The sequence below is a fragment of the candidate division KSB1 bacterium genome, assembly GCA_022562085.1.
Taxonomy (GTDB): Bacteria; Zhuqueibacterota; Zhuqueibacteria; order Oceanimicrobiales; family Oceanimicrobiaceae; genus Oceanimicrobium.
The window spans coordinates 1-6,220 of record JADFPY010000276.1 but is presented as its reverse complement, the minus strand read 5'-3'; the positions used below and the strand labels follow the sequence as shown (position 1 = coordinate 6,220).

Genomic DNA, 6,220 nt, shown 5'->3' with positions numbered 1-6,220 from the left:
AAGGCCTCGGCCTATTAATATACAATAAATTTAGGGAGTTTTAATAGCTAATAGAATAATCAAACGGGGCGTGCGGGAATCGAACCCACCCCCCGAATAGTCAGACAACGGTTTAAAAAACCTGCAAGGTTTTTAAAGTTCACTTCATCAAGATCATTTTTTTGACCTCAATCAATCCGGCAGCTTCGAGTTTGTAAAAATAGATTCCGCTCGACAGAGCGCTTCCACTGAATTCAACTAAGTGCTCACCCTCGGTTTGGACTTCATTTAATAGGGTTTGTACCTCTTTGCCCAGCACGTTGAAAATTTTCAAAGTCACCGGCCCCTCTTGCGGTAAAGAATACCGAATCTTGGTTCCGGGGTTAAAGGGGTTTGGATAATTCTGCTCAACCCAGAAATTTTCAGGGAGAATTTCTTCATCAACACTTGAGACGACATCACCCGTGTAATAAAGAAAAAACACAAACTGCATTTCGTCGGAGCTCAAGGGCCCGAATGTAATTGTTTTGTTTGTCCAGTTGTTATAAGTCGTAACGAGTCTCAATCCCTCGCCCGGGTTTACAGTCATGGGTGGATCAAATCCGAGAAACGGCGGATGTTCCCAATCGTTAGCCCAATAGATTTGTTGACCGTCGTCCTCACCGCCGATTCGATAAATATTAAATTCGAGTGTGTGTTCATGGGAGTGTGACCACATCTGAATGATTTGTCTTTTCTCATCAAAGAAGCCGTCATAGGTCAGAGTCGTCGTCGCATTCGGAGGCAGGCTGATGTTATAGTTTCCAAAAAAGTCGTAATCCGCAGCACGCTGAACTTCACTCGGATCGACGGTGTGGATGTTGACGTAAACTTCACCTTCCTGAGATTCACCGCTTCTGTTAACCGAGTGGGAGTTCAAGTCAAATCCTGAGCCTGCAGGCAATCGTAGCGCCACTCCCGGAGGAAAATAATAATTCAAATAAGGCAATTGCGTCCCGACAAAAAGCTGGAATGGGAACAAGTTGCCCAACTGTATTAAATTGGAGATATTATTTACGCCTTGCGCGGTTCTGATGTCGCGGAACACATTTGGTGTGGGCGTTGCCTTGCCGTTGGGATAATTGTATAATAAAAAATGATGACTGTTCTGAGTAATTGAGATTTCGTAACGGGTTACAAAAAGGTCTTCGGATGTGGGGTATGGCTGATAATACATAAACTCACGATCATGGAGTTCGGCAGGCCAGACATCATAGGGTCCTAAATGTAACTGAAACCCCTTTTTCGGCGGATCTAAAGCAGTAAAATCCGGCGGCTTATAACGTGTCGTATCTTCTAGAAGGCTGACGTCGGCAACCGTTTCGGATACCGGGGCGCCGGCAATTATCCATTGTTTGATAAAAGCAAGCTGACCGTTTGTTAAGTAATCAAGTCCTAAAGGCATCAGAGAGCCGTAGTTTTGGTGATCCTGGTAAAAATGGTTTTGCTCTGGGGCATTAATTTTTTCCCATAAAAAGCTCTTGTGCGGTGCAAATTCCTGGCCCTCAGAAGTTACCCGCACCAGCCCGTCCGCAGCGGCTGCAGCATTCTTAGGCACGACGTCAACCAGGTTGCCGAATGCACTACCTTCGGTTAAAACCAAACCCGACTGTCTTGCGAAGGATGTTCCGGGTTGGTGGCAAGAAATGCAGTTCGGGTTGAAAATTTCAGTTTGGATAATTTCGAAGGTCGGAGTTTCCTGAGCGTGGTTTATTAGCGGCAGGAACATGATGATCGACAAAGTTAGCGCAAATACCGCTTTCATTACATTCTCCTTAAATGGTTGAACCAAGTAGGAACTAATTTACGGAAAGGTTGGCTTTTTGTCAATCAGATTTCTCGGATTTCGCAATTAATAAGAATGACTTGTTTCGCTTAATTCCCTAATGGGAACGTAACTCCGGCCATAATTTGAATTCCCTTGGTCTTAACATCATCCGGGTCGATGGTAACGGCCTCATGGATTACCTGATTTTAACTGAACAGTCCACCATCATTAATATTGCTTAATCCGATAGTATACCGGGCTTCCAAAAAGACAAAATTTCTGCCAAACGGAAGGCTTAAGCCACCGCCAAATCCGAGACCCAATCAAGGGTTTTGATAATGTCGTCTGCATCTCCTTTGAACTCAGAACCGGCCCCTGCAATTTCTAAAGTTGAATTAACTATGAAACCAACGGTTGGACCAGCCATCAAGTAGGGATGAATTGAACCAGCATTGATATCAAGCTTCAAGAATACTGGCACCTCGACAATATCTCCTTTAAATCTAAATTCGGCATTCCCGAAACTGGCATCAATGAGGTTTTGTTTGGCGCCTTTTTGCAAATACATCGGTTCAAAGTGCAGGGTAACATTTTCATTCAGATTGATTACCAACGCCGCCGCCAACACCAAATCGAGTTAAGTTGTGAAACTCATTGCTATCCTCAGTATCGGTCTTAATATTAGCTATGTTAACCCCGCCAGGAAGTGATATAGAGCTGAATGCCTATTTAAAGCTTATTCCTTTAAAATGGCAGTATTAGTGTTTTTACTTAGTTCAGTTTCATAAATATATTTATTCTCAATAGTAATCCTCATAATTTGTTCATTTAATATTTCGACTTTGATTTCTTCAGGGTTCATTTTAAAAAATTCAGATCCAACCAACCAAGTCATTTCTAAATTTAAAGAATCTTGTGTAATAATTTCTACCGCAAAGGACTTTGGCAGCCGGGAATCTATTGCGCGTGCCAAAACTTCCCGGGCTGCTTCATCTTCCGATGCTTTTAAATGTACGAGAATAGCGTGTCCGTTTGAAATAAACCGCAGATCTGAAACCGTTTGTTCTGTGGATTTTTTCATGTCGAACAGTCGGGTATTCCGCTGCCGGAACTGACCGGCCTTTTTGAGGCCCGCTTCCGGCGCTTCATAAACATAAGTCCGAGCACTCCTGTATTCACGGGAAGAAAAGATCACCGCTTCAATTTTCGGTTGGTTGAGATCACCTGTTTTGCCCTTGAGCCGTGATTCCTTTGGAGTTGCCGCTAAATTTGATTTTAAAAACGCATCTTCTTTTTCATTTTTAAAAGTCGAAACCTCTTCTTGCAAAGCAATTTTGGATTGAGCAGGTTCAGCTCGAATCAGCATTTCTTGCTTATCCATTTCGGTTGTTATTTTCGCCTTTTTGGTTTCCCCAAAAGTAAGTTTTAAAGCATCTGATTTGGCAGATTCATTTTTCTTAAATATTTTCTTTCCTCCTGCATCTTTCTGTTTAGGAATTTTTAAAACTTTTAAATCTGCATCCGGCATCATTTCGGTTGACACTATATCCCGCCTGCCCTCGGTTGCCGCATCAGCGACTGAATAAGAAATGTCTTCTGGTGCATTCTCTGTTTTCTGTTCTGCTGTCGGCACAAGCTCCGGGTTGCTTTTGCTTAAATAAATTATCACCCCAGGCGTTAAAACAAAAATGAATAAAACAGCCGCAATTTTCGATAACCTGCCCCAGGTCATTCCCGGGTGATTCAGTTCGCCAATCTCAACCTGGCGTTTGATCTCATTTTTCATCTCGGCGAGCCCGGCTGCCCGAATGCCGGAAATCAACACCCGCTGAGTTTTCAGTTCTGCCTGGCAGTCTTTGCATTCTTTTAAGTGCAATTCATATTTTGCTTTCTCGGAGTCCTCAAGCTGGTTGAGAATATATTTTTCATGAAGCTCATTTTGGAGAATGTCCTGGCACTTCATCAAATTCTCCTTTCGGTCTTTGCCGTTTGTTGTTTTAAAATTGTTTCCAGTGATTTTTTACACTGGTACTTTTTGGATTTTGCCACTTCCGGGTTTGCAAATCCCAAAACTCTTGCAATATCCCGCAAGTTTCTTTCTTCAAAATAAAAAAGCATCAGCAATTCTTTGCAAATTGGATTAAGTGCTGCCAGTGCTTTTCTGACCGTCGCCATTTCTTCCTCTTTAATAACACCATCTAAAGTTGAAGGATTCCCGTCCGAAATATCCTCCGGCAACTCTTCGGAAAACTTGCTGCGCTTGCGCATTTCAGCGCTCCATTTGTTTTTTACAATCGCCAAAATATAAGTACTCAACTTTGACCTCAACTCAAACTTTCCGGAGCAGACTTTTTGCCAGACCACAATAATGGCTTCCTGCAGCATGTCCTCCGCATCCGATTGATCGCCGCCATGTTTTGAGACGTAACTCGCGACTAATTTTTTATACCGGACAAAAAGCTCACCCAAAACCGTGCGGTCGTTGCTTTTGATTCGGTTGAGGAGTTTCTGCTCCGGGAAAAAACTAATATTTCTCATTCACCTTTCTTCAGTTAATGGCATTAATGGGCAAAAGGTAAATCAATTAACTGTTTAAAATAAGAAAAAGTAAGGAGAAGTGCCATGCAAAAATATATTTTCATATTTTTTATTTTAACAACCGCATTTTTAGGATGCCGCAGCACTCAAAAACCTGTGCAAGTTGAAAAGGGACCTGAAAGGCAAGTTGAAGTCCCCAAAGTTGATGATTCAAAGAAAGACGCTCAAAAGGATCAAGATATAGATCAACTATTTAAAACTGAAGAAGTGGTTGTAACGGATATGGCTGTCCGGGAACGCAAAGGAAAAAACATGCCTCTTCAGAGCTTTCAACTATTATCAAAGTCCGTTGCTGTCGGTAATTTCACAACTGCAAAACCGGATATTCTCCCGATTCCCCACAACACCGAAGAGTACAGCAAAATCAACGACAACGTGTTCCTGAGTCCGGGAACGAATCCGTTGTCAACATTTTCGATTGACGTCGACGCCGCATCTTATGCAAACGTGCGCCGGTTTCTGAATTCCGGGCAACTGCCATACAAAGACGCGGTGCGTATCGAAGAGCTGGTCAATTACTTTAATTATGATTATGAAGACCCAAAAGGCGAGCACCCATTTTCGGTAACGACCGAAGTTTCGCAGGCACCGTGGAATCCGGACCATAAATTGGTGCACATCGGCTTGCAAGGTAAAAAGCTGGACTATGAAGACATGAGGCCGAGCAACCTGGTTTTTCTGGTGGATGTTTCCGGCTCGATGAAGTCGCCGAACAAACTGTCTCTCTTAAAATCAGCTTTTAAGCTTCTGGTCAAGAATCTAGATGATCGAGATCGAATTGCTATTGTTGCTTATGCAGGTGCGGCAGGGTTGGTTTTGCCATCAACTCCCGCAAAGGAACGCTCCACTATATTAAGCGCACTTGACAAACTTGAGGCTGGCGGCTCTACTGCCGGCGGCGCGGGCATTAAACTCGCCTACAAAGTCGCTAAAGAAAACTTGATTGAAGATGGCAACAACCGTGTCATTCTGGCCACAGACGGGGATTTTAACGTTGGTGTTTCTTCGACCTCTGAGTTGGTGCGCACAATCGAAGAAAAGAGAAACGACGGCATTTTTCTGACCATTTGCGGATTTGGCATGGGCAACTACAAAGACGGCAGAATGGAAAGTATCAGCAACGCCGGCAACGGCAACTATTTCTACATCGACAACATTTTGGAAGCTAACAAGGTTTTTGTCAAAGAGATGCGCGCCACGCTGTTTACCATCGCTAAGGATGTGAAAATTCAGATCGAATTCAATCCGGCCAAAGTACAGGCTTACCGTTTGATTGGCTACGAAAACCGTATGCTGAAAAGCGAAGACTTTAACGACGACAAGAAGGATGCTGGCGAATTGGGCGCCGGACACACCGTGACCGCGCTTTACGAAATCATTCCTGTTGGTGTTAAAAGCGATTTCATTAAAAGCGTCGATGAATTGAAATACCAAAAAGGTGAAGTAACCAATCAGGCAAGTTCAGATGAATTGATGACAGTTAAGCTCAGATATAAAAAACCCAAAGAAGATAAAAGTCGTTTGCTGTCAATAGTCATCAAAGATAAAACCGTTAAATTGGCGGAAAGCTCGGATAATTTTAAGTTCGCGTCAGCAGTAGCCGAATTTGGAATGCTGCTGCGGGATTCGGAGTTTAAGAGCCAGGCTTCTTATGAGAATGTTATCGAGCTGGCTAATACAGCAAAAGGCAAAGATACCGAAGGGTACCGCGCTGAGTTTGTTCAACTTGTGAAGAAGGCTTCCCTGTTGGCGGTGAATTAAATTTAAGGAGGACCATCATGAAAGTAACAAGAACTACATCAGGTGTTTTGGGTATTTTAGTTTTGACAACCGTTG

Annotated in this window: 5 protein-coding genes; 1 reads left to right on the top strand and 4 read right to left on the bottom strand. The window is 43.2% G+C overall.

Going from position 1 to position 6,220, the window contains the following annotated elements:
* Positions 1-139: 139 nt before the first annotated feature.
* The 4 genes from IH879_17850 to IH879_17835 form a co-directional block, all read right to left on the bottom strand.
* A complete protein-coding gene (locus tag IH879_17850) occupies positions 140-1,783 on the bottom strand; it encodes a T9SS type A sorting domain-containing protein (GenBank protein MCH7676787.1) in 1,644 nt (547 codons plus the stop codon).
* Between the two features lie 298 nt (positions 1,784-2,081).
* A complete protein-coding gene (locus tag IH879_17845; GenBank protein ID MCH7676786.1) occupies positions 2,082-2,399 on the bottom strand; it encodes a hypothetical protein in 318 nt (105 codons plus the stop codon).
* 123 nt (positions 2,400-2,522) lie between these two features.
* The gene (locus IH879_17840; protein ID MCH7676785.1) at positions 2,523-3,749 is read right to left on the bottom strand and encodes a zf-HC2 domain-containing protein; all 1,227 of its coding nucleotides are present in this window, start codon (positions 3,747-3,749) and stop codon (positions 2,523-2,525) included.
* A complete protein-coding gene (locus IH879_17835; protein ID MCH7676784.1) occupies positions 3,749-4,324 on the bottom strand; it encodes a sigma-70 family RNA polymerase sigma factor in 576 nt (191 codons plus the stop codon). Before IH879_17835 ends, IH879_17840 begins: the two co-directional genes overlap by 1 nt.
* An 84-nt stretch (positions 4,325-4,408) precedes the next feature.
* Between IH879_17835 and IH879_17830 the strand changes: the two genes are divergently transcribed.
* Entirely contained in the window at positions 4,409-6,145 is a 1,737-nt protein-coding gene (locus tag IH879_17830; GenBank protein ID MCH7676783.1) for a VWA domain-containing protein, read from the top strand.
* The last annotated feature ends 75 nt before the right edge of the window (positions 6,146-6,220 follow it).